The organism is Gluconacetobacter johannae, from assembly GCF_014174305.1.
In the GTDB taxonomy this organism is placed as follows: Bacteria; Pseudomonadota; Alphaproteobacteria; order Acetobacterales; family Acetobacteraceae; genus Gluconacetobacter; species Gluconacetobacter johannae.
The window spans coordinates 36,630-63,505 of the sequence record NZ_JABEQH010000018.1; the positions used below are offsets into that span (position 1 = coordinate 36,630).

Annotated in this window: 22 protein-coding genes; 16 read left to right on the forward strand and 6 right to left on the reverse strand. The window is 68.2% G+C overall.

Features of this window, described 5'->3' with window-relative positions:
• The first annotated feature begins 66 nt into the window (after positions 1-66).
• Positions 67-1,191: an SMP-30/gluconolactonase/LRE family protein gene (locus HLH21_RS13135; RefSeq protein ID WP_182944209.1), complete on the forward strand. Its 1,125-nt coding sequence runs from the start codon at positions 67-69 to the stop codon at positions 1,189-1,191.
• A 6-nt stretch (positions 1,192-1,197) separates the two neighbouring features.
• Here HLH21_RS13135 and HLH21_RS13140 read toward each other — a convergent pair whose 3' ends face one another.
• Positions 1,198-2,826 carry an ABC-F family ATP-binding cassette domain-containing protein gene (locus HLH21_RS13140; RefSeq protein WP_182944210.1) on the reverse strand — a complete coding sequence of 543 codons (1,629 nt, stop codon included), beginning with the start codon at positions 2,824-2,826 and terminating at the stop codon, positions 1,198-1,200.
• Between the two features lie 284 nt (positions 2,827-3,110).
• Complete coding sequence (locus HLH21_RS13145) at positions 3,111-5,474, reverse strand: methyl-accepting chemotaxis protein (protein ID WP_246379720.1); 2,364 nt, start codon at positions 5,472-5,474, stop codon at positions 3,111-3,113.
• A gap of 160 nt (positions 5,475-5,634) precedes the next feature.
• On the opposite strand from HLH21_RS13145, the gene HLH21_RS13150 reads away from it, so the two are divergent.
• The 5 genes from HLH21_RS13150 (at position 5,635) to HLH21_RS13170 (ending at position 10,497) form a co-directional block, all read left to right on the forward strand.
• Positions 5,635-6,753: a catalase family peroxidase gene (locus HLH21_RS13150; protein ID WP_182944211.1), complete on the forward strand. Its 1,119-nt coding sequence runs from the start codon at positions 5,635-5,637 to the stop codon at positions 6,751-6,753.
• On the forward strand, positions 6,750-7,304 hold the full coding sequence (locus HLH21_RS13155; protein ID WP_182944212.1) for a cytochrome b: 555 nt from the start codon (positions 6,750-6,752) through the stop codon (positions 7,302-7,304). The genes HLH21_RS13150 and HLH21_RS13155 overlap by 4 nt, the downstream gene beginning before the upstream one ends.
• 24 nt (positions 7,305-7,328) lie before the next feature.
• Positions 7,329-7,715: a YidH family protein gene (locus HLH21_RS13160; RefSeq protein WP_182944213.1), complete on the forward strand. Its 387-nt coding sequence runs from the start codon at positions 7,329-7,331 to the stop codon at positions 7,713-7,715.
• Between the two features lie 183 nt (positions 7,716-7,898).
• The gene (locus tag HLH21_RS13165) at positions 7,899-8,942 is read left to right on the forward strand and encodes a polyamine ABC transporter substrate-binding protein (RefSeq protein ID WP_246379721.1); all 1,044 of its coding nucleotides are present in this window, start codon (positions 7,899-7,901) and stop codon (positions 8,940-8,942) included.
• Entirely contained in the window at positions 8,929-10,497 is a 1,569-nt protein-coding gene (locus HLH21_RS13170) for a diguanylate cyclase domain-containing protein (protein WP_182944215.1), read from the forward strand. Before HLH21_RS13165 ends, HLH21_RS13170 begins: the two co-directional genes overlap by 14 nt.
• Before the next feature lie 17 nt (positions 10,498-10,514).
• Here HLH21_RS13170 and HLH21_RS13175 read toward each other — a convergent pair whose 3' ends face one another.
• Positions 10,515-11,480 carry a sulfite exporter TauE/SafE family protein gene (locus HLH21_RS13175; RefSeq protein WP_182944216.1) on the reverse strand — a complete coding sequence of 322 codons (966 nt, stop codon included), beginning with the start codon at positions 11,478-11,480 and terminating at the stop codon, positions 10,515-10,517.
• 191 nt (positions 11,481-11,671) lie between these two features.
• Between HLH21_RS13175 and HLH21_RS13180 the strand changes: the two genes are divergently transcribed.
• The 6 genes from HLH21_RS13180 (at position 11,672) to HLH21_RS13205 (ending at position 20,433) form a co-directional block, all read left to right on the forward strand.
• Positions 11,672-12,421, forward strand: a complete 750-nt coding sequence (locus HLH21_RS13180; protein WP_182944217.1) for a response regulator transcription factor — start codon at positions 11,672-11,674, stop codon at positions 12,419-12,421.
• The gene (locus HLH21_RS13185; protein WP_246379723.1) at positions 12,399-13,847 is read left to right on the forward strand and encodes a sensor histidine kinase; all 1,449 of its coding nucleotides are present in this window, start codon (positions 12,399-12,401) and stop codon (positions 13,845-13,847) included. Before HLH21_RS13180 ends, HLH21_RS13185 begins: the two co-directional genes overlap by 23 nt.
• Positions 13,844-14,686 carry an SDR family NAD(P)-dependent oxidoreductase gene (locus HLH21_RS13190; protein WP_264811854.1) on the forward strand — a complete coding sequence of 281 codons (843 nt, stop codon included), beginning with the start codon at positions 13,844-13,846 and terminating at the stop codon, positions 14,684-14,686. The genes HLH21_RS13185 and HLH21_RS13190 overlap by 4 nt, the downstream gene beginning before the upstream one ends.
• 163 nt (positions 14,687-14,849) lie before the next feature.
• Entirely contained in the window at positions 14,850-15,659 is an 810-nt protein-coding gene (locus tag HLH21_RS13195) for an ImuA family protein (RefSeq protein ID WP_182944218.1), read from the forward strand.
• Positions 15,556-17,073, forward strand: a complete 1,518-nt coding sequence (locus HLH21_RS13200; RefSeq protein ID WP_182944219.1) for a Y-family DNA polymerase — start codon at positions 15,556-15,558, stop codon at positions 17,071-17,073. Before HLH21_RS13195 ends, HLH21_RS13200 begins: the two co-directional genes overlap by 104 nt.
• A 201-nt stretch (positions 17,074-17,274) precedes the next feature.
• Positions 17,275-20,433: an error-prone DNA polymerase gene (locus HLH21_RS13205; protein ID WP_182944220.1), complete on the forward strand. Its 3,159-nt coding sequence runs from the start codon at positions 17,275-17,277 to the stop codon at positions 20,431-20,433.
• Between the two features lie 46 nt (positions 20,434-20,479).
• Here HLH21_RS13205 and bla read toward each other — a convergent pair whose 3' ends face one another.
• From bla to HLH21_RS13220, 3 genes are all read right to left on the reverse strand, one after another.
• On the reverse strand, positions 20,480-21,244 hold the full coding sequence (gene bla, locus HLH21_RS13210; protein WP_220789812.1) for a class A beta-lactamase: 765 nt from the start codon (positions 21,242-21,244) through the stop codon (positions 20,480-20,482).
• 286 nt (positions 21,245-21,530) lie between these two features.
• Positions 21,531-22,334 (reverse strand): enoyl-CoA hydratase, encoded by an 804-nt coding sequence (locus HLH21_RS13215; RefSeq protein ID WP_182944222.1) that lies wholly within the window; start codon positions 22,332-22,334, stop codon positions 21,531-21,533.
• Positions 22,331-23,623, reverse strand: coding sequence for a CaiB/BaiF CoA transferase family protein (locus HLH21_RS13220; protein WP_182944223.1), 1,293 nt, complete (start codon positions 23,621-23,623; stop codon positions 22,331-22,333). Before HLH21_RS13220 ends, HLH21_RS13215 begins: the two co-directional genes overlap by 4 nt.
• A gap of 217 nt (positions 23,624-23,840) precedes the next feature.
• Between HLH21_RS13220 and HLH21_RS13225 the strand changes: the two genes are divergently transcribed.
• The 4 genes from HLH21_RS13225 to HLH21_RS13240 all read left to right on the forward strand — a co-directional run bounded on the left by HLH21_RS13225 (position 23,841) and on the right by HLH21_RS13240 (position 26,722).
• Positions 23,841-25,247: an MFS transporter gene (locus HLH21_RS13225; protein WP_246379732.1), complete on the forward strand. Its 1,407-nt coding sequence runs from the start codon at positions 23,841-23,843 to the stop codon at positions 25,245-25,247.
• Positions 25,244-25,927, forward strand: coding sequence for a GntR family transcriptional regulator (locus HLH21_RS13230; RefSeq protein WP_182944224.1), 684 nt, complete (start codon positions 25,244-25,246; stop codon positions 25,925-25,927). The genes HLH21_RS13225 and HLH21_RS13230 overlap by 4 nt, the downstream gene beginning before the upstream one ends.
• Complete coding sequence (locus HLH21_RS13235) at positions 25,917-26,438, forward strand: gamma carbonic anhydrase family protein (protein ID WP_182944225.1); 522 nt, start codon at positions 25,917-25,919, stop codon at positions 26,436-26,438. The genes HLH21_RS13230 and HLH21_RS13235 overlap by 11 nt, the downstream gene beginning before the upstream one ends.
• 101 nt (positions 26,439-26,539) lie before the next feature.
• A complete protein-coding gene (locus HLH21_RS13240) occupies positions 26,540-26,722 on the forward strand; it encodes a hypothetical protein (RefSeq protein WP_182944226.1) in 183 nt (60 codons plus the stop codon).
• Positions 26,723-26,876: the final 154 nt, after the last annotated feature.

The window sequence follows — 26,876 nt, forward strand, 5'->3', positions numbered from 1 at the left end:
CCGAACCCACCGGGGCCTGAGGCCCTGGACGTGGTCATGAATGAAATGAAACCCAGGTTCCGCACGATGCCGATCATTTCCCGCCTGTCCCGTGCGCTGTGCGGCGTCCTTCTGGCCGCCGGACTGGTCCGGCCCGCGGATGGCGCGGACAGCGTGGACCATGGCGCGGCGCTTTCGGGCAATGTCGATGTCGTGGGGCGGTTCGCGCAGGCCGAGCCGTCGGGGATCGCCCTGCTGCCCGACGGGCGGCTGGTGCTGTCCTTTCCCACCAGCGCCCAGGATCATCCGGGGCCGCGCCTGGCGACATGGATGGATGGCCGCCTTCTGCCGTTTCCCAGCGCGGCCGCGCAAAGGACGTTCCTGTCGCCGCTGGGCATGACGCGTGACGCCAGGGGGCGCCTGTGGGTGGTGGACGAAGGGATGGTGGCCGGCGTCCGGGCCGCGCCGCGGCCCGCCCTGATCGGGATCGACCCCGCGTCGGGCGCGCTGTTCGCCCGCATCGCCCTGCACGCGCCGGCCGTCCGGCCGGATTCCCATGTAAACGACGTGCGGGTCGATCTGACGCATGGGGCCGCGGGGACGGCCTATCTGTCGGACACGTCGCAGGCCGGCCATCCGGCGTTGATCGTCGTCGATCTGGCGCGCGGGCAGGCGCGGCGCGTGCTGGCCGACCGGCCCTGTGTCAGCGCCGAACCCGGCTTCGCGATGGAGGTGGACGGCCGGATGGCCCGCTACGACCTTGCCCATCCCGCCATGGGGCAGGGGGGCGTGAACGGCATCGCCCTGGACCGGGACGCCAGCCGCCTCTACTGGGCGCCGCTGTCCTCGCGCCGCCTGTACAGCGCGCCCACGGCGCTGCTGGCGGACCCGGCGGTCACGGACGACGCACTGGAACGGGCGGTGCGTGACGAAGGGGAGGCCGGCGTCGCGGACGGCATGGCCACGGCGCGGGACGGCAGCCTCTACATCACCGATATCGAACGCCACGGCGTCCTGCGGCGCACGCCGGACGGGCGGCTGTTCATGGTCGTCCACGATCCGCGCCTGATCGCCCCGGACAGCCTGGCGCTGGACGGGGACGTGCTGTGGATGACGGTGGGGCAATGGTCGCGCCTGCCCGTCTTCCACGGGGGGCGGGACATGCAGGAACGTCCCTATCTGCTGGTCCGCATCGCGCCCGTTGCGCCCTGATCGGCGTCAGCGCTTGCCCTTGCGCCGCTTCTCCTTCGCGGCGGCCTGCGACGGGGCGGAGGCGCCGCCGCGCGCGCGGTCCAGGACGAAGCGCGCGTAATCGTCCATGTCGCCGTCGAAGGGCGCCACCGTATTGTCGGCGGCGAGCCAGAGCCGGTCGGCCACCAGTTCCATCAGCGACCGGTCGTGGGTAATCAGGATCACCGCGCCCTCGTAATCGTTCAGCGCGTCCAGCAGGGCGCGGCGGCTGTCGATGTCCAGATGGTTCGTCGGTTCGTCCAGGATCAGCAGGTGCGGGGCGGCCATCGCCACCATGTTCAGCAGCAGGCGCGCGCGTTCGCCGCCCGACAGGGCCTCGACCGTCGTGCCCTGTTTCTCGAAATGGATGCCGAACTGCGCCAGGCGCGAGCGATGGGACTGGTCGCTGTCGGTCGGGCGGGCGGCACGGATGATGTCCAGCGGCGTATCGGAGGGATTCAGGGCCTCGATCTGGTGCTGGTGGAACCAGCCGACCTCCATCCGCCCGGATCGCGTCACCCGTCCGGACCGGGCGGCCAGCGCGCCGGCGGCCATCTTGGCGAAGGTCGATTTGCCGGCGCCGTTCACCCCCAGCAGCCCGATCCGGTCGTCCACATCCAGCCGCAGGTCCAGCCCCGCCAGGACGGGCGCGTCGTCGCCATAGCCGATCTCGACCCCCTCCAGCCGCATCAGCGGCGGGGCCAGCGGGCGCGGCGGCGAGGGCAGGATGAAGGGGGAAACCCGGGCCTCGATCGTGGTGGCGACGGGTTCCAGCTTGGCCAGGCGCTTCATGCGGCTTTGCGCCTGCGCGGCCTTGCTGGCCTTGGCCTTGAAGCGGTCGACGAAGGATTGCAGGTGGGCGCGCTCGGCCTCCTGCTTGGCGCGGGTGGCGCTTTGCAGGCGGATCTTCTCGGCGCGCTGGTGCTCGAACGAATCATAGCCGCCGCTGTACAGTTCCAGCTTGCCTTCGGTGACGTGCAGGGTGAAATCGACCGAATTGTTCAGCAGCTCCCGGTCGTGGCTGATGATGAGCGCGGAATGCGGATAGCGCGCCAGCCGGGCCTCGAGCCACAATGCGCCTTCCAGGTCCAGATAGTTCGTCGGCTCGTCCAGCAGCAGCAGGTCGGGCTGTGAAAACAGGGCGGCGGCCAGCGCCACGCGCATCCGCCATCCGCCCGAGAACTCGGCCATCGGCCGGTCGAGGTCGGCGGTGGAGAAGCCCAGCCCGTTCAGGATCTCGGCGGCGCGGGCGGGCGCGCTGTCGGCGTCGATCTCGATCAGGCGCGACCAGATGTCGCCCATGCGTTCGGGTTCGGCGGTCTCCAGTTCCGCCATCAGCGCCGCGCGTTCGGTGTCGGCGGCCAGGATCGTATCGATCACGCTGGTGGGCGTCGCGGGATGTTCCTGGTCCACGGCGGCGACCCGGGCGGCCTTGGGGATCGCGATCTCGCCGGAATCCGGCTGCAACTCGCCCATGATAAGCTTGAACAGGGTCGATTTGCCGACCCCGTTGCGTCCGACCAGGCTGACTTTCGACGGGTTCGGCAAGGTCACCGAGGCACGGTCAAAGAAGCGCCGCCCCCAGGCGTTGAAGACGAGAGAGTCGATCTGAAGCATGAGGCAGGCCACACCGTTCGGGACAAAAGGACGGGACAGGACAGGGCGCGCGTTGCCGCGCCCCGTGGGTCTGATGCCCCGGTGTTCTAGGGTATGGTCGGGGAATTGGCGAGGCGCTTTCTCCGGATCGGGCGTTGCCCGAACCCACCCGTTACCCAGGATCCGGGGCCTGAGGCCCTGGACCCCGATCAGGGAAAAACGACTGGGTTTCCAAAGGGCCGAGCCCTTTGGCGGGTTTCAGGGCAGCGCCCTGAGCCGTGCCGCCGAGGCGCGCGCGTCGATATTCAGCGGCTCTTGGCGGAATTGACGAGTTTTGAAGTTTTCTCCTGAGGCTGGGGCGTCGCACGAAGCGTCTCCGGCTCGCCGATATGGAACTCCCCGACCAGGCGGGACAGTACGGTTGCCTCCTTGTTCAAGGAATGGGAGGCCGCGCTCGACTGTTCGGACATCGCGGCATTCTGCTGGGTCACGCGATCCATCTGGCTCATGGTGGCATTGACCTCGCTCAGTCCGCTTGCCTGGTCCCGCGCCGCCAGTGAGATCCGGGAAATGAATTCGCTGAGCCGCCCGACCTGGCTGACGATGCGGTCCAGCGCAGTGCCCGTTTCGCCAACCAGCTTCACGCCGCGACCGATTTGCTCGCTGGACGTGGAGATCAGGGCTTTTATCTGCTTGGAGGCCTCGGACGACCGTTCGGACAGCGCCCGCACCTCGGTGGCGACGATGGCGAAGCTGCGGCCGGCGTTGCCCGCCCGGGCGGCCTCGACCGCCGCGTTGACCGCCAGAAGATTGGTCTGGAACGCTATTTCATCAATCAGCCCGAGAATGTGCCGGATTTCACCGACCGCGTCCTTTATTCCGGCCATTGCCGCGACAGTCTGCTTCACCACCACGCCGGAGTGCTCGGCGTCGGCCGAGGCGCTGCTGACAAGCGTATCGGCGACACTTGCCCCCTCGGCGGTCTTCCGGACGGTGGCCGTGATCTGGTTCAGGGCGGCGGTGGTTTCTTCCAGGCTGGCGGCCTGCTGTTCGTTCCGTCGGGACAGATCCTCCGAGGCCACGGCGATCTGCGATGAACCGGCCGTCACGCTCCGTGCCGAGAACGCAATGGATGTTATGACCTCCTGCAGCTTGTCCATTGCGATATTGAAATCTTCACGAAGCACCTCGTATTCGGGCGCGAAGCGTGCACGCAGGCGAAACAGCAGGTCGCCACCGGCGAGACGCTCCAGCCCGTTTCCCAACGCCTTGACGACGTCTTGCAATTCGGCGGCTCGGGCGGCCTGCGTGGCCTGGGCTTCGGCGCGCAGCACCTCGGCCTGGCGACGGCTCTCGGCAGCCGCCTCCTCGTTGCGCCGGCCCGTGGCCAGGGCAACGCGGAAACCGTCGAGGGCGACCGCGATGGTGCCGGTTTCATCGCGTCGGTGCTGGCCCATGACGGGCCGGGCGTAATCGCCGCGGCTGAGCGTCTCGACCGAAGCCAGCAGGGATTCCATCGGGCGGCGGACCAGCACGACGACCATCAGATAGAGCGTCCCCAGGACAAGGAGCGCGGTGACGATCCCCCCCAGGATCATCATCCTGACGTCCTGCCAGACCGGCGTCGCAAACACGTCTTCGGGGATATCGACGATGATGGCCCACGTCGTCTTGAGATTCGGGATGGCGAACGGATAGATCACGCGTTCGATGGTCCTGCCGTGGATTTCGTGCAGGATACGGGAGCGACCGTCGGCGAGGGCCGCGGCGAGTTCCCTGGCGCCGTCCCCCGCATAGGCCGTCATCAGAAGATGCGCGTCCGGATTGGTCACCCAGGTGCCGTTTCCGGACACCAGCATGACATGACCGCTGCCGAAGGGCCGCATGGTGCCCAGCATGCGCGAAAGCCGGTCGAGGGGCGCGTCGATCCCGGTGACGCCGATCGCCTTGCCGCCGAATTTCACCGGATAGGCAAAGGAAACCATCTCGATGTTGCTGCCTTCATCGACATAGGGTTCGGTAATGATGCCCTTGCCCTGCGACATCGGCAGTGTGTACCACGACTGCGAATAATGGGCCGGCAATGCCGAGAATTCGAGCTTGCCGTCGCTTCCGCGCAGCCAGTAGGGATTGAAGATCCCGGACGTGTTGTCCCCTGGCGCCTTTGGATCGCTCGTTCCGTCGAAGCCGAGCGGGGCCTCTTCCATCCACGAGCCATAGAGATCGGGGAACCGGCGTTCGTTCATCCGGAGCATGGCCACGATGAGGCCACGGTCATGCAACCCGGCCTCATGCGCGGCTTCCACGGCGCCGCTCATCAGGTTTGCCGCCGAATTCTGCTCGGCCAGCTTTGTCGCGACTTCATTGGCGGCGATCTGCGCCTCGGCCTCGGCCTGGGCATATACGAAACCTTCGACGCGTGTCTTGGTGGTCCAGGCCAGCAATGCGATCGCGCAGCAAAGAATGACGGCGAATGCGGCCCCGGCGGTGCCTATCAACTTATGGGAAAGGGATTCAAAAAACCGTCTCTGCGGGACAGGCGTCATGTAGCTGGCTTCTCTCATGCGAAGAAGGTTTAAGGATTTATTTCTGGATAATTCACTTTTGTAAGTCAATGCGACTCCGCAAGGACATGTCTGCCGTCCGCACCGTGCATCCCAGGGGCGCATCCCAGGGGGCGCGTCCCAGTGGGTGCGTCCTGGTGCGATCGCACAAAACGGTGAGGCGTCGCGCGGCGTTGCCGATACGGGATTCACCGGACGGATGAACGATCGGCGGCAGGGGCGCGTTGTCTGGCCTCCAGAAGCCGGGCAGGTCGGAGAAGGCGCGATGACAGAGCCGCGAAGCGGGCCGCGAAAGGAGGGCGGGGCGTCCGGACCCGCGTCCCTGTTCGATCCGGGGACGCTGCTGCGCCTGGGGGCGATCGGCCTGGTCATGATGGGGGTCGTGACCGCCTTCGCCTGGAGCGCCGGGTGGCTGTCGCCGCGCCGGCTGACGCAGGCGCGGATGATGGACGCCCTGGCGGCGGTGGACGGCGTCCATCCCGGCTTCCGGCGCAACCACGCCAAGGGGGTGTGCGTCGCCGGCTGGTTCGAGAGCAGCGGCCAGGCCGCGTCGCTGTCGAAGGCGGCCGTGTTCCGGCCCGTCCGCTCGGCGGTGATCGGGCGCTTCGCGCTGGCGGGCGGCATGCCGTTCCAGGCCGACGCCCCGGCCAAGGTGCGGAGCATGGCGTTACGCATCATGCCCCCCGACGGGGCGGAATGGCGCATGGGGATCAACGACATTCCGGTGTTCGTCGCGCGGACGGCGCGGGAATTCCGCGACCTGCTGCTGGCGACCCGCCCCGACCCCGCGACGGGCAAGCCCGATCCGGCGCGGGTGGGGCCGTTCCTGGCCGGCCATCCGGACGTCGCGCGTGCGCTGGCCCTGGTGGGCGCGCGCCCCATCTCCCCGGGCTTTGGCGACGACACCTATCGCAGTCTCGACGCCTTCCGCTTCATCAACGCGGATGGCGTCTCCACCCCGGTACGCTGGGAGATGGCGCCGATGCAGCCGGGAGGACCCGCAGGCGCCGTGACCGGCCAGGATTATCTGTTCGACGACCTGCTCACCGCCCTGGGCCGGCATCCGCTGTCCTGGCGGCTGATGGTGACAATCGGCGCGCCGTCCGACCCGACGGCCGATCCGACCCTGCCGTGGCCTGCCGACCGCCGGCAGGTCGAGGCCGGAACCCTGACCCTGGACGTCGCGCAGAGCGAGGATGGCGGGCTGTGCACCGGCATCACCTACGACCCGCTGGTGCTGCCGCCCGGCATCGCACCGTCGGACGACCCGATCCCGGCCGCGCGATCGGCGGCCTATATGCGCTCGTTCACCCTGCGCGCGGGCGAGGTCAAGCTGCCCAGCGCCATTACCCCCGCGATGATCGCGGCGAAGGAAAGGCCATGAACCCCGTTGTCCGCTTTTCCGCCCTGGCGCGGGTGCTGCACTGGCTGATGGCGGCGATGGTCCTGGGCATGCTGTTCGTCGGCGTGTTCATGGCCGCGACCGAAGGGCCGGCCTATGCCAGGCTGGTCGCCCTGCACCGCCCGATGGGCGTCGCGATCCTGCTGCTGGCCTGCGTGCGGCTGGCCAACCGCCTGCTGGTGCCGCCGCCGCCGCTGCCGGCCGGCATGCCGCGGGTCCAGCGGATCGCCGCCCTCGGTTCGCACATCATGCTCTACGCGCTGATGTTCGCCATGCCGCTGGTCGGCTGGGGGATGCTGTCGGCGGGGGCCTATCCGGTCGTGCTGTGGGGGCCGGTGCGGCTGCCGCCGATCCTGCCGCACGATCCGGCGTTGTTCGCGGCGCTGCGCCACCTGCATGGCTGGCTGGCCTTTACCCTGTTCGGCGTGATCGTCATCCATCTGGGCGCGGCGCTGTTGCATGGGCTGATCCTGCGGGACGGAGTCTTTGCGGCGATGGCCTCGTGGCGGCGCGGCCGGCGGGACGGCATCTGACAGGGACGGGTGGGCGAGACCGGCATGATTGCCCATTTTTCCGATCACGCCGCCAACGAGCGGACCTTCCTGGCCTGGATCCGCACCGCGCTGGCCGTCATGGCGTTCGGGTTTCTTGTCGAACGGTTCGACCTGTTCCTCCAGGTTGCGGCGGCGTCGCTGGGCGGCCACCGCGTCTTCGTCGGCCGGCACCTGTTCGGCGATATCGTCGGCCTGCTGCTGTTGCTGCTGGGCGGGGCGATGATGGTGGTCGCGACCCTGCGGTACCGGCGGATCCGTCGCGGGATCGAGGCACAGGACATGCAGGCGGGCGGCGGTGGCCGGACCGACCTTGTCCTGATCGGGATCCTGCTGTTGCTGGGCGGCGCGCTGTTTGTCTATCTGGCCTACAATGTCCTGGCGTCGCCGTAAGGACATGCCATTGCCCGATCAGATTAAAAGAAAAATTAAAATATAGTTGCGCGGCGGCAAACTGCCTTAGGCTGTCGCCGTGGCCGGGTGTCCGCGTTGCGCGCGTGCCGGTCTGAGGACACGGGCATAACGCTTGCGCGCGGCGGTGGTGGGTCGATGAGGCATGCGGGGCCGGGATCGGGAATGTGGCATCCTGTCTGGCTGCTGGCCGGCCTGCTGGCCCTTTTGTACATCCCCCCGGCGCGCGCCGTGTCGCTGAACCTGCTGATCTGGGAGTGGGACCTCGATCCCGGCCTGGTGAAGGCATGGACCGGCACGACCGGAACCGAACTGAACCAGATCATCTTCGACAATGGGGAGCGGCGCGACCTGCTGATTGCCAGTGCCGACGCGCCGATCGACATGGCGGTCATCGACAGCGCCCATATCGACGCGCTGGGCCAACGCGGGCTGCTGGTCGATCAGGACCGGTATCCCCTGCCCCCCGAGGCACGGAGCGAGGCACGGTGGCGGTCGATGTGCGGCCGGTACGGCATTCCCTATATCTGGGGGGGCACCGGCATCGTCTATCGCGCCGACCGGGTGAGCACCCCCCCGGAATCATGGGCCGACCTGCTGCGCCCCGCGCCCGCCCTGGCGGGCCATGTCGCGATGACCGACGACCAGGAGGAGATTCTGGCTGCGGCCCTGGGGTTTCTGGGCCGGCCGATGTACAGCGGCGACCCCGAGGAGCTGAAGCAGGCGTTTGCGATCCTGAAGGCGCAGGTTCCGGCCGTGCTGACCTACAGCCTGCCGGTCACCGCGCAGCAGGAGAAAAGCTTTCGCGACCGGATCTTCATCGGGCTGGGCAATTCGGGGGACCAGAGAACCCTGAACATGACCAGCGGCGGGTCGCGGTCATGGCGATTCGTAACCCCCCGGGATGGCGCCATACTGTGGGTGGACTGCCTGGCCGTCCTGGCCCGGTCCCCCCATCCGGATCTGGCGGAGCGCTTCATCGCCTTCCTCGCCCGTCCGGACAATGCCGCCCGGAACGCGATTTTCCTGCAACAGCCGACGACGAACCTTCATGCCGCCGCCCTGCTGCCGCAGACGATGCGGGACGACCCGCAGATCTATCCGCCGGCGGGGATTCCGGTCACGTATCGCCGGTCCGCGCCGACGGACAGCCTGCCGCTCCGTCGTCGGATCCTGAGCGCCCTGATCGCCATTCATGACGCTCAATAAACGCGCGCTTGCCCTGATTTTCCCGATCGTGCTGCTGGGATACGCCCTGGCGGGGGGACTGGCCTGTTACGGCTACCGGACGGCGCTGATCGGCTTGCAGAAGGCGCGGCTGGACCAGGAGGTCTTCCAGCTCAAATCCTCCTATGCCGATTATGTGTCCCTCGGGTCCCGGCTGTTGTACGTTGTGCGTAACAGCAACGCCTTCCTGCTGTTTCTCAACGAAACCGACGAGGCGTACCGGACGCGCGCGCTGGCCGTCGGCATCCAGGACAGTCTCCAGTCCCTGGATCCGCGGGACGATACGTTCGTGTCGTGCAGTATCTTTCAACCCGATGGCCGGCTGGTCTTCCATTCCGACAATGGCCAGGATCCGTTCAGCACGGCAGGCGAGCGCCAGCGGGCTTTCGCACGGGCGGCGATCGCGGACGAGGCGCCGACGCGCTCGGCGCTGATCGTCGAGGATGACGGCCTGCCCTATCTGCTGATGTCCAGCCTGGTGCAGGCGCGGACCGCCCGCCAGCCCGTCCTGTCGCAACGGGAGCAGGCGGTGCTGTTGCAGATCGCGATCCGCCCGGTTCATTTCCAGGCCCTTCGGAGCGCGCTGGAGGCCGAGTACAGGACCCGGATCGAACTGTCCGCGACGCCCCTGGCGCCGAACGGCGAACTGTCGGCCGTCACCCGCCTGGCGCCGGACCTGTATGCCCGCCTGACGCCGCCCGATTCCTACCTGCATGGCCGGTTCCGCAGGATCGCCACCATCTCGGTCGTGATGAGCCTGAGCCTGAGCCTGGTGTCGATCGGCGTGCTGATGGTGCTGGTGCGGCGTTTCGTCACCGGCCCGGTGGAGGAACTGGACCGGCAGGTGAGCGGCATCATGGCGCAGCAGCGCGAGACCATCGACCTGCCCGGCACCGGCGAGGTCGGACGGCTGGCGGCGAATGTCAGGCGCCTGCATTGGGAACTGGACCAGGCGCTGAAGCGGACGCAACGCCTTTACGAGACGGATTCGGTGACGGGGATCGGCAACCGGATCTATTTCAATGAAATGCTGGAGCGTTTTTTCCACGAGGAAAGGACCACCGGGCAGCCGGTCACCATGCTGTTCATCGACCTCGATAATTTCAAGATGGTCAATGACGGGTACGGTCATCGCGCCGGCGACGCGCTGCTGGAGGCCGTGGCCCATGCCCTGGTCCAGGCCCTGAGCGAGACCGCCCGCGCCTGCGATGCGGCGCCCGGCATCGCCGCCCGGTTCGCGGGGGACGAATTCGCCGTCCTGGTGCAGGCCGGCCCGCGGACTGCTTATGTGCAGGACCTGGTCCGTTCCATCCTTGCGCTGTTCCAGGGGGGATTCAGTGTCGATGGGGTTCGCCATCCGGTCACCGCCAGCATCGGCGTGGCCTCGGCGCCGGAAGACGCCCTCACGACGACTCTGCTGATATCGTGCGCCGACCATGCCATGTACCACGCCAAGGCCAGCGGCCGGAACACCGCCGCCTTCCATGGCGACCTGCCCACCGTTGCCCTGACCGGGAAATCTCCGCGGAACCGGTAGGGAGGGAGGCTGGTTCATCAGATGCGGGTATCGGGACGGATGCCCGTCCGGGGCGAGAGATGCAGGATATAGGTCGGGTTGCGGATCAGCCGGCCCGGCCCGGTGGCGACGGTGCGGACCGTATGGCTGAGTTCGATCTCGTCGTGATGTTCCAGCGCGACCGAAAAGACGTGCTGCCGCCACGACAGCGCGGCCTCGAACTCGGACGCTTCCTGCCCGTAGCGCAGGCTCATCCCGTCCTGCCGGACGATCTGCCCGCCGGCCAGGGTCAGCATCGCGACACCGGCGGCCACCGTCGCGGCATGGCCGATATGGCGGAACAGATGGTCGTGCAGGCGCGGCAGGATGTGGCGCATCAGCACCGAAGACAGGATCGCCGCCATCGCCACCGCCAGCCCGACGGTCATCGCCCGGGTCGTCAGCAGCCCGAAGCCGGCGTACAGGCCCAGCTTCATCAGATGCAGCAGGATCTCGTTCGCGGCCCGGGTCGCGACGATTTCCTCCTTGCACAGGCCCAGGCGGCGATAGAACCCGTTGAAGACCAGCCCCACCGCCCCGGTAAAGCCCGACAGGAACCCGGCCGCCGCCCCCGTCGCGACCAGCCACCCCAGCCGGACCGGCCGGTCGGAAACCGGGCGCGGCGCGCGGAACAGAAGCGGCAGGTTGCCCATCAGGAACAGGCCCAGCAACACATCCAGATAGGCCGGGTTCATGCGGCTCAACCCCCAGGCGCCCAGCGCCGCGAAGGGCAGGGCGGCGGGGGCGAAGCGCCAGACCACCGCCCAGCGGATGGACCGGCGGAACGTGGCGATGCGGGCCAGCGAACTGGCCGCCGTGCCGATCGACAGGGCGGCGGGCACCTGCGCCGCCGGGACGACCAGCCCCAGCAGAGGCATCAGGATCAGCCCCGCGCCGCCGCCCGAGACGGTGCTGAGGCCGAAGGCGAAAACCGAAGCGACCAGGATCAGGCACCAGACGAGCATGCGTCGCAATTTCCGTGATCGGGGCACATGTCGCGGGGGCGACGGCGGGCCGTTGACGGCATCATCATGACGTCCGGCCCTGCTGAAATCAGGTTAAAACCTCCCAATCTGCCGCACCTGCCCTTTCGTGGGGGGCGGGCGGCTTCTATCGTCGGCGTCGCTGTCGTGGTCCGTCGGCCGGACCCTGTGGAATGGAGAACCCCGATCGTGTCGGGCATGAGATCGTGACGGGGATCGGTGCGACGACCCGCCTGCTGCTGGTTGAGGACGACCCCGATACCGCCGCCTATGTCCGCAACGGCCTGGCGCATGAGGGGATCGCCGTCACGATCGCCGACAACGGGATCGACGGCCTGTCCACGGCCTTGGGCCGGGAATGGGATGCGATCGTGTTGGACCGGATGCTGCCGGGCATGGACGGCCTGTCCATCCTGACCCGCCTGCGCGAGGCCGGCAGCCATATTCCGGTCATCTTCCTGACGACCATGGACGGGGTCAGCAGCCGCGTCGGCGGATTGCGCGGCGGGGCCGACGATTATCTGGTCAAGCCGTTCGCCGTGCGCGAACTGGCGGCGCGCATCGCCGTCCTGCTGCGCCGGGTCGGCCCGACGCGGCATGTGACCGCCCTGCGGGTGGCGGGGATCGTGCTCGACCTTCTGACGCGGGAGGTCACCCGCCATGGCCGGAAGATCCTGCTTCAACCGCAGGAAGTGAAGATCCTTGAATATTTCATGCGAAATCCCGAGACGATCCTTTCGCGCCAGATGCTGCTGCATTATGCCTGGAACGTGGATTTCCCGGTCCGCACGAATATCGTCGAAACCCATATCAGCCGCCTGCGCGACAAGCTGGGACATGACGGCCGGCAACTGATCCAGACCATCCGGGGTGTGGGCTATGTCATGAGGGACAGCGATCTTGGCAGCATTCCCCCCGGCTAGGGGCCGGATCGCCGCGATCGTCAGGGTCGTTTCCAGTCTCTCGTTCCGGATCGTCATTCTGTTCGCGGGTTTCCTGATGCTGTCGGGCATGCTGGTCATCCTGCTGTCGGGCCTGCACAGCCAGCGCTCGCTGCAAGGCCAGATCCGCCATGCCGTGGCGACCGAGCGGGCGGAGGTGCTGTCGGCGGCGGGGGGGCAGGATCTGGGGCACATGCTGCCCGTGGTCCGGAACCTGGTCCGGAACGAACCCGCGTTCTTCTATCTGCTGCAAGATGCGTCCGGCGCGGTCCTGGCCGGCAACATGCTGCATCTTCGCCCGGTTTCCGGCAGCCGCTGGCTGTCCTGGGCGCACCGGCTGCCCTTTGGGCTGAACGATATCCCGGTCTATGGCGAAGGGGTCGTGCTGGCGGATGGCGGCTATTTCTTCGTGGGCATCGATGCCTCCCCGCTGAGCCGGCTGCGGCGCGACATCGGGGCGATCGTGATCTGGAGCCTGTGCGGATTCTGCGTGCTGGGCATCGGCGGCGGCCTGATCCTGAGCGCCGTGATCCTGCGGCGGATCGAGACGATCAGCGTGACCGCCCGCCGGATCATGAGCGGCGATATCTCGCAGCGGATTCCCTATCAGGGGACGGACGACGAATTCGACCATCTCGCCCACAGCCTGAATGCGATGCTGGAACAGAACGAAAGGCTGATCGCCAGCCTGCGGCAGGTGTCCAACGATATCGCGCATGACATGCGCCGTCCGCTGTCGCACCTGCGCCAGCGGCTGGAGACCGCGTCCCTTGCCGAGCATACGCCCGCCGGGTTCCGGGCGGCGATCGACGATGCGGTCATCGACCTCGATCTGGCACTGGAGATCTTTTCCTCGCTTCTGCGCCTGTCGCGGATCGAGGGCGGGATCGCGACCGACACGATGATGCCGGTCGCCCTCGACACCGTGACGGCGCAGGTCGCCGAACTCTATCGCCCGGCGGCCGAGGACCGGCATCAGGCCCTGCTCGTCGCGTCCCCGGTGTCCGGGACGGTCGCCGGCGATCCGGTCCTGCTGATGCAGATGCTGTCCAACCTGGTGGAAAACGCCCTCAACCACACGCCGGACGGCAGCCGGATCACCATCAGCGGCGTGGCGGACGGCGAGCGGGTGACGCTGGTCGTGGCCGATGACGGGGCCGGCATTCCCACGGGCAGCCGCGAGCGTGTCTTCGACCGTTTCGTGCGCCTCGACAGCAGCCGCTCGGTGCCGGGCAGCGGCCTGGGGCTGAGCCTGGTGCGCGCGATCGTGCGCCTGCATGGCGGGAGCATCACCCTGTCGGACAACCGGCCCGGTTTGCGCTGTACGATCGTTCTGCCGCATATCGCCTTATTCAACCCTGTGCGGGATGCGGGCCCGGCCAGGGAACAGCCAGGAAACATGATGTGAGCACCACGTCCGAACGACCGGAATCGCGCCCTCTGGCTGTCGTGACCGGGGCGACCGGTGGAATCGGGCGGGAAATCGTCGCCCTGCTGGTCGGTTCCGGCTATCGCGTGACGATCCTGGCGCGCGGGGGCGCGGCTTCGCCGGGCGTTGCGTCCGGCGGCCCCGCGTGGGGGGCGCATGTCGCGGCGGTGTCCTGCGACCTGGCCCGGGTGGAGTCCATCGCCCAGGCGGCGGCCGCCATCGTGGCGGCGGGCGATCCGGTCATGCTGCTGGTTCATTGCGCGGGGGTCATCAGCCCGGGGCAGGGCGATGGCCTGTGCGGCGACGGCGTGGCGCGGCAGGTTGCCGTCAATCTGACGGCCCCGATGCTGTTGACCTCGCGGTTGCTGGAATGCATGCCGCGGGGCGGCCATGTCGTGTTCGTCAATTCCATGGCCGGCGTGATGCCCCTGCAGGGCAGCGGGGTCTATGCCGCGACCAAGTTCGGGCTGCGCGGCTATGCCCTGTCGCTGGCGCTGGACCTGCGCCCGCGCGGCATCCGCGTGTCGTCCGTCTTCCCCGGGGCGGTCGATACGCCGATGCTGTGGCGGGAAATGGCGGAAGGCGGGTCCGTCCTCAATTTCGTCAGCCCGCCCGCCGCCCCCGCGGACGTGGCGCGGCGGATCGTCGCGGTCTGCCGCCGGCCGCGGCGCGAGGTGTTCCTGCCCCCGCTGGACGGAATGTTCGCCAATCTCTGCCTGCTGCTGCCCGGCGTGTTGCGCCTGTCCCTGCCGCTGCTGACCTTCAGTGGCCGCCGGGGCTATCGCCGGTTCCAGAAGCGTTGCGGGCCTGTGGAATAGGCATGAAGGCAAGGGCTTCGCCCTTGACTCACCAAAGGGCGCAGCCCTTTGGAAACCCAGGACTTTAATAAACGAATGGGATGCATGGGCCGCGGATCTGGCGCGGGATTCCGCTTTCCTTTCGCTTATTTGTTCTCTATATGTTCCAATCCCGGAGGGGGACATGACGAGAACGGACCGAACCGACATGCTGGCCCGCCTGCGCGGGCAGATCGCCCGGATGGAGCGGAATGCCGCCCGCGTCGCGCCGGATGCGGGATGGGGCGATGGTCCGGCGCCCTGGGGGCTGGCGGTGCCCGAGATCGACCGGCATCTGCACGGCGGTCTGCTGCGCGGTGCGGTGCATGAGGTGATCGGCCAGGGCGGGGACATGACGCTGGCGGTCCTGCCGGCGCGGTTCGTCGCCCATGTCCTGGGGGTGGGCGACGGCCCTGTGGTCTGGATCGGGGGCGGCCTGTTCGACCTGCATGCGGACGGGCTGGTCCGGGCGGGGGTCGATCCCGGCCGCCTGCTGGGTGTCGCGGCGGGGCGGGACGACATGCTGGCGGTCTGCGAGGATTCGGTGCGGGCCTGCGGCGTCGCCGCGGTGGTGGCGGAACTGGACGGCGCGCTGTCGCTGACGGCGTCGCGCCGCCTGCAACTGGCGGCCGAGGGCTCGGGCGCCACCTGTTTCCTGATCCGCCGGTCGCGGCGGCCGGACGATCGCACCCTGTTCCAGCCGACGGCCAGCGCGACCCGCTGGCGCATCGCCGCCCTGCCGTCGCCCGCCCCCATCGCGGGGGTGCGGGGCGTCGGCGCGGCGCGCTGGTCGGTGGATCTGCTGCGGTGCCGGGGCGGGCGGCCGGGCTCATGGATCGTGGAGGTGGGGGATGCGCCGGATCGTCTCGTTATGGCTGCCGTTCCTGCCGGTCGAGCGACTGCGGCGGCGGCATGCCCTGTCGCCGGACCGGCCGCTTGTCACGCGGTCGCATGACGGGCGCCGGCAGGTGATCGCCGCCGCCGACCCGGCCGCCCGCGCCCAGGGGGTCGTGCCCGGCCAGCCCCTGGCCCAGGCGCAGGCGCTGGTCCCCGACCTCCAGGTCCTGGCGGCGGACCCGGATCGCGATGCCGCCGATCTGGCGCGGCTGGCCGGCAGGTGCCTGTGGATGTCGCCGCTGACCGCGCCGGACGGGGTGGACGGGATCTGGATCGACGCGTCCGGCTGCGCGCACCTGCATGGGGGCGAGCCTGCGATGCTGGGCCGGTTGCTGGACGACCTGGGGCGGCTGGGCCTGTCCGGCCGGGTTGCGATCGCCGACACGCCGGGGGCGGCCCATGCGCTGGCCCGGCATGGCCGGTCGCGGCTGGCGGTGCTGCCGGCGGGCGCGCCGGAGACCCTGTTCGATTCCCTGCCGGTCGAAGCCCTGCGGATTGCCGGCGACACCGCCGACATGCTGCACCGGCTGGGCCTGGGGCGGATCGGCGCGGTGCGCGCAGCGCCGCGCGCGCCGCTGGCCCGCCGCTTCGGGCCGCTGCTGCTGACGCGGCTGGACCAGATGCTGGGGCGGGTGGCGGAACCGATCCGGCCGGTCCTGGCGCCGGAGATCGTCCAGGCCCGGCGCGGCTTCGTCGAACCGATTTCCACGCCAGACGCCTTTCGCGTCGTGATCGACGCTCTGGTCGCCGAGGCCTGCACGGCGCTACGCCGGCGGGGCGAGGGCGCGCGGCGGCTGGATCTGGTCTTCGAACGGGTGGACGGGACGGCGCGCGCGGTCCGGGTGGGCACGGCGCGGGCGGTGCACGATCCGGCGCATCTCGGCCATCTGCTGGCGGAACGGATCGAAAGCGTGGAACCCGGTTTCGGGGTCGAGGCGATGCGCCTGCTGGTCACGGCGGCCGAACGATGCGCGCCGGTCCAGGATGGCGGAGGCCGGAGGGGGATCGGGGATGAGGCGGACCTGTCGGTGCTGGTCGATCGGCTGTCCAATCGCCTGGGGCCGGAGCGGGTCTTTCGCCTGGCCCCCGTGGCCACCCATGTGCCCGAGCGCCGCCAGCGCCGGGTGCCGGCCGACCGTGCCGGCGGGGGCGGGACCTGGTCGGCCGACTGGCCGCGCCCGATCCGCCTGTTGCCGGCGCCGGAACCGGTGCGGGTGACCGCGCTGCTGCCCGATCATCCGCCGCGCGCCTTCATCTGGCGCCGCTCCCGGCACGAGGTCGTGCGGGCCGACGGGCCGGAACGGATCCTGGGCGAATGGTGGCGACCCGCGACCGATGCCGACAACGACCGGGTGCGCGAGTACTGGACCGTCGAGGACCGCGACGGCCGGCGCTTCTGGCTGTTCCGCCGGGGGGACGGGCAGCATGTCTGGTCGGGCGATCAGGGATGGTTCCTGCATGGCTTTTTCTGAAAGCCCGCTTGAAAACGCATTTTGCCGGCGATCCGACGCGCGTTTCCTGCGCTTCGGTGCTCACGGCCCTCAAGGCCGCTCCGCTCCGATGCTCGCAAACCCACGCCGGGCGTGCCGCTGCGCGACACTCTCGCTCGGCAAAAAGCGTTTTCAAACGGGCTTTGAGAAATCGCTTGAGCACGCCTGCCACGGGGGCCGGTCGTGACAGGCTATGTCGAATTGCAGGCGATCACGAATTATTCGTTCCTGCGCGGGGCCAGCCATCCGGATGAACTGTTCGCCCGGGCGAAGGCGTTGGGGTACGCGGCGCTGGGGGTCGTGGACCATAACAGCGTGGCCGGCATGGTGCAGGCCTGGACGGCCGCCGAAAAACATGGGGTGCGTCTGGTCGCGGGATGCCGGCTGGATCTGGTGGACGGGCCGCCGCTGCTGGCCTACCCGACCGATCGCGCCGCCTGGGGACGGCTGTGCCGCCTGCTGACCGAGGCGAAGCGGCAACGCGACGATCGCGATCCGGGCCTGCGGCGCGTGGATCTGGCCCAGGGAAGCGACGGGCTGATTCTGGTTCTGCTGCCCGACCGGCCGGACGACGCCCTGGCGCGGGACCTGGCCTGGCTGCGCGGCCTCTGCGGCGCCGAGGGGACCGATCGGGGCTACATGGCCCTGACCCTGCGCCGGCGGCCGGGCGATGCCGTGCGGCTGCATCGTCTGGCGGACATGGCGCGGGCGGCCGGCGTGCCCGACGTGGTGACGGGGGATGTGCTGTACCACGTGGCCGAACGGTCGGTGTTGCAGGATGTCCTGACCTGCATCCGCGTGGGCTGCACGGTCGATCTGCTGGGCGACCGGCGCGAAGCCTATGCCGACCGGCACCTGAAATCGCCGGCCGAGATGGCGCGGCTGTATGCCGATCATCCCGCCGCACTGGCTCGCACGGCCGAGATCGCGGCCCGCTGCGGGTTCTCGCCGGCCGATCTGCGCTACCAGTATCCGGCGGAAAGCGACGACCCCGCCGAGGCCCCGCAGGACCGGCTGGACCGTCTGGCCCGCGCCGCCCTGCGCGACCGCTACCCCGCCGGCGTGCCGGACGGGGTGCGCGCGCAGGTGGAATACGAACTCGACCTGATCCGCCGGTTGGACTACGCGCCCTATTTCCTGACGGTGCACACCATCGTCCGCCAGGCGCGCGCGCAGGGCATCGTCTGCCAGGGGCGCGGATCGGCCGCCAATTCGGCCGTCTGCTACGCGCTGGGCATTACCGAGATCGACCCCGCGACGTCGAACCTGCTGTTCGAACGCTTCCTGTCGGCCGAACGGCGGGAACCGCCCGATATCGACGTCGATTTCGAAAGCGATCGGCGCGAGGAGGTCATCCAGTGGATCTACCGGCGGTATGGCCGCGACCGCGCGGCGCTGTGCGCCACCGTGATGCGCTATCGGGCGCGCGGCGCGCTGCGCGACGTGGGCAAGGTGATGGGCCTGCCCGCCGATGTCACCGGCCTGCTGTCGACGCATCTGGGCGGCATGTCCTTCGACGAGGGCGCGTTTCATGAGCGGGCGCGGGAACTCGGCCTCAACCTGCACGATCGCCGTCTGCTGCTGACCTTGCAACTGGCGGGCGAACTGATCGGCTTTCCCCGCCAGTTGGGCACCCATCCGGGCGGTTTCGTGCTGACCCGCGACCGATTGGACGATCTGGTGCCCATCCAGCCGGCGGCGATGGAAGACCGGCAGATCATCGTATGGGACAAGGACGATATCGACGCGTTGCGCTTCATGAAGGTCGATGTGCTGGGCCTGGGCATGCTGGGCTGCATGCGCCGCGCGTTCGAGCTGCTGGAGGACCATCACGGTTTGCGCCTGAGCCTGGCCGGCATTCCCCATGATGACGCGCCCACTTATGCGATGATCCGCCGCGCCGACACCATCGGCACCTTCCAGATCGAAAGCCGGGCGCAGATGGCCATGCTGCCGCGCCTCAGGCCCCGGGAATTCTACGATCTGGTGGTGCAGGTCGCCATCGTGCGCCCCGGCCCGATCCAGGGGGACATGGTCCACCCCTACCTGCTGCGGCGCGAGGGGAAGGAGAAGGTGCACTACCCGACCCCGGAGATGGAGAAGATCCTGAAAAAGACGTTGGGCGTCCCGCTGTTCCAGGAACAGGCGATGCAGATCGCCATCGACTGCGCCGGCTTCACCCCCGGCGAGGCCGACGAACTGCGCCGCGCCATGGGCACCTTCCGGGGCGAGGGCACGGTGTCCTATTTCCGCGAGCGGCTGATTGCCGGCATGACGGCGCGGCATTATCCGGCGGAGTTCGCCGAACGTATCTTTCGCCAACTGGAAGGATTCGGATCGTACGGCTTTCCGGAAAGCCATGCGGCATCCTTCGCCCTGGTCGCCTATGCCTCATCGTGGATGAAATGCCATTATCCGGACGTGTTCTGCGCGGCCCTGCTGAACAGCCAGCCGATGGGCTTCTACCGCCCGGCGCAGATCGTGCGCGACGCGCGGGCGCATGGCGTGTGCATCCGTCCGGTCTGCGTCAATGCGTCGCGCTGGGAGTGTACGCTGGAACGACGGGAAGGCGCGGGGCTGGCCGTGCGCCTGGGCCTGCGGATGGTCAAGGGCCTGTCCAATCGGGACGCGGCCGATCTGGTGGCCCACCGCATGCCGCCGTACGAGAGCCTCGACGATGTGTGGCGTCGCGCGGGCCTGCGGCCCGATGCGCTGGAATGCCTGGCCCAGGCCGACGCCTTCCAGGCCCTGGGCCGGGACCGGCGCGCCGCCCTGTGGGATATCAGGGGGCTGGCGGACACACCCCTGCCGCTGTTCGCGGCGGCGGACAAGGGCCGCAACCGTCCGCTGCCCGAATTCGTCGAGCCTGATGTCGCGCTGGCGCCGATGACCGAGGGACAGGACGTCGTCGAGGATTATCACGCCACCGGCCTGACTCTGCGCCGCCATCCCGTCGCGTTCCTGCGCGATGCGTTGCAGGCGCGCGGCATGGTGGCCTGCGCCGACCTGCGCCGGCTGCGCGACGGATGCCGCGTCGTCGTGGCCGGGCTGGTGCTGATGCGCCAGCGGCCCGGCACCGCCCGGGGCGTGATGTTCATGACGATCGAGGACGAAACCGCGATGGCCAACCTGATCCTGTGGCAGGATCGCATCGCCGCGCAACGCCAGCTTGTGCTGTCGGCCCGCCTGGTGGCCTGCCATGGCAGGCTGCAACGCGAAGGGGAGGTGACGCACATCGTCACCGACCGGTTGGAAGACCTGACGCCGCTGCTGCGCGATATCGGCCGCGCGGATCTGCGGCCGGGTACGCCGCTGGTCATCCCGTCGCGGGATTTCCGATGATCGGGGTCGGGCAACGCCCGACCTGTCCTGCCAGTCGATACGGCGCTTACCGCGCCCACGCGACGATCGCCGCGCCGACCTCCTGTAGAACGGTTTCCTGCTGCGCCTGGCTCAGGCCCGGCGCATCGTAATAGCAGGCCATCAGCAGGGGCGCGTGTCCGGCGCGCCGCACGATCGCATAGTCATTGCACGCGCCGTTGCCCGTGCCGGTCTTGTCACCGGCGATCCAGCCTGGCGGAAATGCCGCGCGCAGGCGCGCCGAGCCGGTCCGGCAGGCGACCATCCAGCCTTCGAGCGTCGCTTGCGATCGGGGGCTGAGGACATGGCCCAGCAAAATCGTCCGGGCGGTTTCCACGATCGCGCGGGGCGTGGTGGTATCGAGATCGCCCGATTTACGGCTGGCCGCCACTTCATAGCGATCGAACCGCGTCGTCCCGTCGCCCAGCTTCCGCACATAGGCGGTCAACGCCTGCGGCCCGCCGACCCGCGCCAGCAACAGATTCGCCGCACCGTTGTCACTGTACAGCACAATGGACGCGCAGAGTGTTCCGACGGACAAGGCGCCCTGCGCCACATGGGCCGCGGAGACCGGGGAATAGCCGACGATATCCTTTTCGCCATACCGAACGAGGTCCGACAGGCTGTCGCGGCCGGCATCGACACGGGACAATATCAGGGCGGCAAGCACGCCCTTGAACGTGCTGCACATGAGAAAACGCTCGTCGGCCCGATGGGCCAGAGATCGCCCCGAGCCGGTATCGACGGCCCATACCCCCAGCCTTCCGCCATGTCGCCGTTCGATGGCCGCCACGGTGTCGTCCGCGACGTCATGCGCATGCGCGGTCCCTGTCGCAATCAGGGCAGGAACGCACAGACCCAGGCTGCGACGTGTAAGTGCAGAGCGCATGTTTTCAGAGTGCCTTTACGCAACGGAGAGGCTGGAGGGGCAATATGGGAAGCAGACAGAAAGAACATGGTCGTTTTATGGTTGCGTCGATCATGAATGAAACGACTGGGTTTCCAAAGGGCAATGCCCGTTGGCGGGTTTCAGGGCAGCGCCCTGAGGCATGCCGCGAAGCGCCATTCGCAATGCCTTTTCACCTTCCCTCCCACCGGGCGGGGGCGCCGGTTCCGAACGCGGCGACGCCGCGATGGAAATCGTCGCTGCCGTAGCAGCGCCGGATCAGGTCGGAAATGTCCGGCGTCGCCTCGTCGCCCAGCCGGCGCAGCGTTTCGCGCGTGACGTCGATGGTGATCGGCGCATGTTCGCGTACCCGCCGGCAGAGTCTGGCGATGCTGTCATCCAGGCCCTCGGGGGGGACGATGGCGTGGAGATAACCGGTGCCGGCCAGGTCTTCGGCTGTCGGCAGTTCGGCCAGCAGCGTCATGCGCTTGACCCAACTGAGTCCCAGCGTGCGTTCCAGCCGACCGAGATTGGCCGCCGACAGGCAGTTCCCCAGGGTCCGGGCGATCGGCACGCCGAAGCGCGCGCCCGTCGCCGCGATGCGAAAATCGCAGCTATTGGCGATGGCCAGGCCGCCGCCGACCGCCCAGCCCTCGACCACCGCGAGGGTGGAGATCCTGATCCGCTCCAGCCGGGCGATGCACTGGTCGATTCCGCGTTCGTACGCCACCCCGTCCTCGCCCGAACGGAAATCGCGGAACTGCGCGATATCGGTGCCGGCGACGAAGGCCTGGCCTCCGGCGCCGCGCAGGACCGCGATCCGGACGGTCGGGGTGGCGTCGATCTGTTCGATCGCGGCCCCGAGGTCGCGATACATCTGCCAGGTCATGGCGTTGCGGGCCTGGGGCCGGTCGAAGACGATGAAGGCCACGTCTCCGTCGATCGCAAGGCGCACCTGTCCGGCGGCGGGGTCCTGCTGTGATGACGGGGGGCTCATGACGCGAACGCTCCATCGGCCGCGAGGCCGGCGATCGCATCGTCGGACAGGCCGCGTTCGGCCAGGATCTCATGCGTGTGTTCGCCCAGCAGCGGCGGCGGGCGGCGCACAGTCTGCGGCGTGCCGCGCAGCTTTACCGGGAAACCGATATTGGGGATCGTGCCTTCGACCGGATGGGGAATATCCATCTTCATCTCGCGGAATGTGCCGTGGTCGCTTTCAAACGCCTCGGGATAGGTGTTCATGCGCCCGGCGGGTATGCCCTTGGCCAGCAGGGTTGCCACCCATTCCTCGGACGGGCGGGTCATGAAGGTCTTTTCCAGTTCCTCGATCAGCACGACCCGGTTGGCCAGCCGGTCGGAAATCGTGGCGAATCGCGGGTCGTCCAGCAGGTCGCGCCGGTCCAGCTCGCTGCAGAGCAGGACCCATAATTTCTGGTTCGTCGCCCCCATTACGAAATAGCCGTCCGACGAGCGCACCGCCTGGTAGGGCGCGCTCATGCGGTTGGCGGTTCCCAGCGGTTCGGGAATCGTGCCCTTTCCCCAATATTCCGAGATGTCCCATATGGAAAATGCAAGAGCCGAATCGAACAGCGACGCGTCGATGAACTGGCCGCGTCCGCTCTTCTCGCAACCGATATAGGCCGCCAGGATCGCATAGGTCGCGAACAGGGCGCAGCCGATATCCGCCACCGGTACGCCGGCCTTGACCGGCGGGCCGCCGGGATGCCCGGTCACGCTCATCACGCCCGACATGGCCTGCGCCATCAGGTCGAAGCCCGGTCGCGCGGCCCACGGTCCGGTCTGGCCGAAGCCTGATATGCTGGCATAGACCAGGCGCGGGTTGATCCGCGACAGTGTCTCGTAATCGATGCCCAGCTTGCGGACCACGCCGGGGCGGTAATTTTCCACGACGATATCGGCGGTTTTCACAAGATCGAGGAAGATTTTCCGCCCCGCCGGGTTCTTGAGGTTCAGCGCGATGCTGCGTTTGTTCCTGTTCATGTTCAGGAACCCCATGCTGTCATCACCCTTCATGCGAAACCCCATGGCGCCGCGCGTCTGGTCGCCGGTGCCCGGCGGTTCGATCTTGATGATGTCGGCGCCCAGGTCGCCCAGTAGCATGGTGCAGACCGGCCCGGCCATGACCTGCGTGATGTCCAGAACCCGGATGCCGGCCAGCGGCAGCGGGCGGGCGGCGGCCGGGGCGGGCCCTGTCCCGTCCTTCAGCCGGTCGTCTTTTCCATCGTGAGGAACAGATGTGTTTTCGGACTGGAGCATGCTGTCCATCGTCGCGAACCCTCCGTGTTTATCCCGTTTTCGTGATTGAACGGGTATCGGTATTTTGCATTCATAATTCATAATTCCGATGTGCTACAAGCATTCCGACAGGGCCGGGGCGAGAGTACTCCGTTCTGTGAGAGGCCAGGAACCGCCCCGCCGGTCCATGCTGCCAGTCGGGACCGACGACGGCGAACTCAAAAAAAAACAAGAAACGAGGCCGACAATGTTCCAGGGCAAGACGATGACGCCGACCGCCTATCTTCGTCACACCTTCACGACCGCGCCGGGCCGGGTCTTCGGCCTGGTCTGCGTCATGTATTTCATCACCTATGTCGATCGCGTGAACATCTCGACCCTGGCGCCCGTGATGGCGCGCGATCTTCACCTGTCGAACGTGCAATTGGGGCTGGCGCTATCCGCCTTCGGCTACCCCTACGCGCTGCTGCAGATCGCGGGCGGCAGCCTGGCCGACAGCCTGGGGCCACGCCGGACGCTGGTGTTCAGCGGCATCATCTGGGGGGCGGCGACCATCCTCACCGGCCTGGTGGGGGGCCTGTTCTCGCTGATCGCGATCCGGGTCCTGCTGGGCATCGGCGAGGGCGCCACCTTCCCCGCCGCCACGCGTGCGGTGGCCGCGTGGGTTCCGTCCACCCGGCGCGGCTATGCCCAGGGCATGATGCATTCCTCGTCGCGCCTGGCGAACGCCCTGACGCCGCCCCTGACCGTGATGGTCGCCTTGTGGCTGGGCTGGCGGGGGGCCTTCATGGTGCTGGGCTGCGTCAGCCTGTTCTGGACGCTGGCCTGGGCGTTCATGTTCCGCGACCGGCCCGCCGAACATCCCGCCGTGACCGCCGGCGAGTTGGCCGAGCTTCCGGTCATCGAACCGCACCGGGCGGGTGCGCGGGCGGGCGACATTCCCTGGCGCGCGCTGGTGCGCGCGATGATGCCGGCGACGCTGATCTATTTCTGCTATAATTGGACGTTGTGGCTGTACATCACGTGGCTTCCCAGCTTCTTCGTGCAGGCGTACGGGCTGGACCTGAAACATACCGCCGTCTTTTCCTTCGGCGTGTTCGCCGCCGGCGTGGTCGGCGACACCTGCGGCGGCCTGTTCACCGATTATCTGTATCGCCGCCATGGCAACCTGCCGCAGGCCCGGCGCCAGGTCATCATCACCAGCATGATCGGTTCCATGCTCTGTCTGGTACCGGCGCTGTTCATCCATAATCTGACGGCCATCGGAATCGCGCTGGCATCGGCCTTCTTCTTCCTGGAATTGACTGTGGGGCCGATCTGGGCGATCCCGATGGACATGGCCCCCCGATACGCAGGCACCAGCAGCGGAATCATGAATACGGGCTCGGCGATCGCCGGCATCCTGTCGCCGTTCGCCTTCGGCCTGATTATCCAGCTGTCACATAGCTACAGCCTGCCGTTCCGGTCGTCCTGCTGCTGCTGGGGGCCGCGCTGGCGTTCCACTACCTGCCTTCGGGACCGGATGCGGCCCCCGCGTCGTCGAACCCTGCGTCGCCCCGGCCGGTGCATACGATCGGCAATGCCCATGGCCGCTGATATCCCCGGCGTGGCACGTCCGCGCCCCCTGATCGGCCGGAGGACCCAGGCGTCATGACCGCCCCCACGATCGTTCCACGCCTGAACCTTCACGACACGGTCACCACCGCGTTGCGCGGCATGATCCTCGACGGCGTGCTGGCGCCGGGCGAGAAGATCGCCGAGCGCGCCCTGTGCGAACGGTTCGGCATTTCGCGGACTCCGTTGCGCGAGGCGCTGAAGGTCCTGGCGTCCGAGGGGCTGATCGACCTGCTGCCCCGGCGCGGCGCGACCGTCGCGCAGATTACCGAGGCCGACATCCGGGACCTGTTCCCGATCATGGGCGCGCTGGAGGGCCTGGCGGGCGAGCTGGCCTGCGCGCGGGTCGATGCGCGCGACATCCGGCATCTGCGCGCGTTGCACGACCAGATGATGGACAGCTACGCACGGCGTGACGAGCATCGCTACCTGCGCCAGAACAGGAAGATCCACGAGACCATCTTCGCGCTGGCCCGCAATCCGGCCCTGTCCGAGATGTACCAGCAGATCCTGACGCGCATCCATGCCTGCCGCTTCATCCTGAAGAAATGTGACCGCGACTGGGCCGCCGCGGTCGCGGAACATGCCGAAATCATGGACGCCCTGGCGCAGCGCGACGGGGCGCGCCTGTCGCGGTTGATGCGCGATCACATCGCCGGGACCAGCGCGCGGATCGCGCTGGCCTCGCTGGACGGGAATGAGGAACGAGATGCTGTTTGAATTCGACGGCCAGACACCCGACCTGTCGGCCGAAACCGGCTATGTGGCGCCGAACGCCACCCTGATCGGCGCGATTACGGTTGGGGCGGACGCCAGCGTCTGGTTCGGCGCCGTCCTGCGCGGCGATTCCGAACGCATCGCCATCGGCGCCGGCAGCAATGTGCAGGACAATTCCGTCCTGCATACCGACCCGGGATTTCCGCTGGAGGTCGGCGAGGACGTGACCATCGGGCACATGGTTGTCCTGCATGGCTGCCGGATCGGCGCCGGATCGCTGATCGGCATGGGGTCGGTCATCATGAATGGCGCGCGGATCGGTCGAAACTGCCTGGTCGCGGCGGGCAGCCTGATCCCGGAGGGCAAGATATTTCCGGACGGCTCGGTGATACGCGGCCGCCCGGGCACGATCGTCGGACCCGTCACCCCGGCGCACGAGGCCATGATGCGGCGCGCCAGCCTGGCCTATCGGGATCGTGCGCGCCGCTATCGCGACGCGCTGCGCCCGGTGTGAAGGTCACGGCCCCGACCCCGATAATATCCCCCGATTCCAGGACGGACCATGGAACCTGATGCGGCGGCATCGCTTACCCTCATGCCCGAGGGAGAGCGCCGATGAGCCCGTCCGATCCTTCCGATTCCCCCAAGCCGGCCGAGCCACCCGTGCCCGACCGGGTGCCGCCGGGCGTCGATCCGCACAAGCCGGCCGGACCATCCCCGCCGCCGCACGAACACGAACCGCCCCTTGAGCCGGATCCCTACACCCGGACGGAGGTCCGTCCGGAACGGGGCGGATAAGCATCGGGCGGATGTCGATTTTTCCGCCCTCCCCCTACCAACGGGCCGGATATTCGCCATGTGCCTGGAGTAACCGAAGTACCTGACGGGAGGGAGATGCGATGTCGCAAGTCCCGGCGTTTCAAGATGGCCCACGCCCAGAACCTCCGGTTCC

Bases quoted from the DNA above. Each gene is read 5' to 3' on its own strand.
- HLH21_RS13230 (WP_182944224.1), top strand. From the start codon at position 25,244: ATGACCGCCCCCACGATCGTTCCACGCCTGAACCTTCACGACACGGTC.
- HLH21_RS13225 (WP_246379732.1), top strand. From the start codon at position 23,841: ATGTTCCAGGGCAAGACGATGACGCCGACCGCCTATCTTCGTCACACC.
- HLH21_RS13235 (WP_182944225.1), top strand. From the start codon at position 25,917: ATGCTGTTTGAATTCGACGGCCAGACACCCGACCTGTCGGCCGAAACC.
- HLH21_RS13140 (WP_182944210.1), bottom strand. From the start codon at position 2,826: ATGCTTCAGATCGACTCTCTCGTCTTCAACGCCTGGGGGCGGCGCTTC.
- HLH21_RS13135 (WP_182944209.1), top strand. From the start codon at position 67: ATGCCGATCATTTCCCGCCTGTCCCGTGCGCTGTGCGGCGTCCTTCTG.
- HLH21_RS13215 (WP_182944222.1), bottom strand. From the start codon at position 22,334: ATGAGCCCCCCGTCATCACAGCAGGACCCCGCCGCCGGACAGGTGCGC.
- HLH21_RS13220 (WP_182944223.1), bottom strand. From the start codon at position 23,623: ATGGACAGCATGCTCCAGTCCGAAAACACATCTGTTCCTCACGATGGA.
- HLH21_RS13180 (WP_182944217.1), top strand. From the start codon at position 11,672: ATGGAGAACCCCGATCGTGTCGGGCATGAGATCGTGACGGGGATCGGT.
- HLH21_RS13175 (WP_182944216.1), bottom strand. From the start codon at position 11,480: ATGCTCGTCTGGTGCCTGATCCTGGTCGCTTCGGTTTTCGCCTTCGGC.
- HLH21_RS13240 (WP_182944226.1), top strand. From the start codon at position 26,540: ATGAGCCCGTCCGATCCTTCCGATTCCCCCAAGCCGGCCGAGCCACCC.
- HLH21_RS13155 (WP_182944212.1), top strand. From the start codon at position 6,750: ATGAACCCCGTTGTCCGCTTTTCCGCCCTGGCGCGGGTGCTGCACTGG.
- HLH21_RS13165 (WP_246379721.1), top strand. From the start codon at position 7,899: ATGTGGCATCCTGTCTGGCTGCTGGCCGGCCTGCTGGCCCTTTTGTAC.
- HLH21_RS13200 (WP_182944219.1), top strand. From the start codon at position 15,556: ATGCGCCGGATCGTCTCGTTATGGCTGCCGTTCCTGCCGGTCGAGCGA.
- HLH21_RS13195 (WP_182944218.1), top strand. From the start codon at position 14,850: ATGACGAGAACGGACCGAACCGACATGCTGGCCCGCCTGCGCGGGCAG.
- HLH21_RS13170 (WP_182944215.1), top strand. From the start codon at position 8,929: ATGACGCTCAATAAACGCGCGCTTGCCCTGATTTTCCCGATCGTGCTG.
- HLH21_RS13160 (WP_182944213.1), top strand. From the start codon at position 7,329: ATGATTGCCCATTTTTCCGATCACGCCGCCAACGAGCGGACCTTCCTG.
- HLH21_RS13150 (WP_182944211.1), top strand. From the start codon at position 5,635: ATGACAGAGCCGCGAAGCGGGCCGCGAAAGGAGGGCGGGGCGTCCGGA.
- HLH21_RS13145 (WP_246379720.1), bottom strand. From the start codon at position 5,474: ATGCGCCCCTGGGATGCACGGTGCGGACGGCAGACATGTCCTTGCGGA.